At 37.3% G+C, this 491-nt stretch carries 1 pseudogene; it reads right to left on the bottom strand.

The features are described 5' to 3' along the window. Positions 1–491, bottom strand: a pseudogene (locus tag HNS40_RS22740) (IS21 family transposase); the annotation flags it as partial.

The raw sequence follows: 491 nt of genomic DNA, 5'->3' as shown, positions 1-491 counted from the left end.
GTTACTATAGTTTGGGGTACGCCACCAAAATATTGTAAGCAATGATTCATAGAGTTGATGAAATCTTCCTTTCTCTGGCTCATAGTTGCCTCTACATAAGTATAATGACTAGCAGGAAGTATGCTAACAAACACTTCCACATCAATTAGCTCTCCTGTTTGCTTATTGATGATTTGCATTTTTTTGCCTGTATAATCTACATAAACAGCATCGCCATATTTATGCTCTAACTTGCCACTTCCTTTGGTATTATTGCGCCATCGTGCGAGATGATCGTTAAATGAACTATAGCTGTACCCATTTGGATGTTTTGCTAAATACTCGCGCCAAAGTTGCTCTCGTGTACATCCTGGCTTCTTTAATTCTTTATCAAAGTAGGATAGGTAATCTGAGAACGTGCTGTATCTATTTGAATCAATTGTTCCTTTTGAAGGAAGCAAATCATCCAACTCTTTATCAGTGTACTCAAGCAGCTTTGTATAATCTAATCC

It is taken from the genome of Lentimicrobium sp. S6, from assembly GCF_013166635.1.
Taxonomy (GTDB): domain Bacteria; phylum Bacteroidota; class Bacteroidia; order Bacteroidales; family UBA12170; genus UBA12170.
Note: the sequence above shows the minus strand (reverse complement) of the source record. Positions and strands in the feature narration are given on the sequence as shown.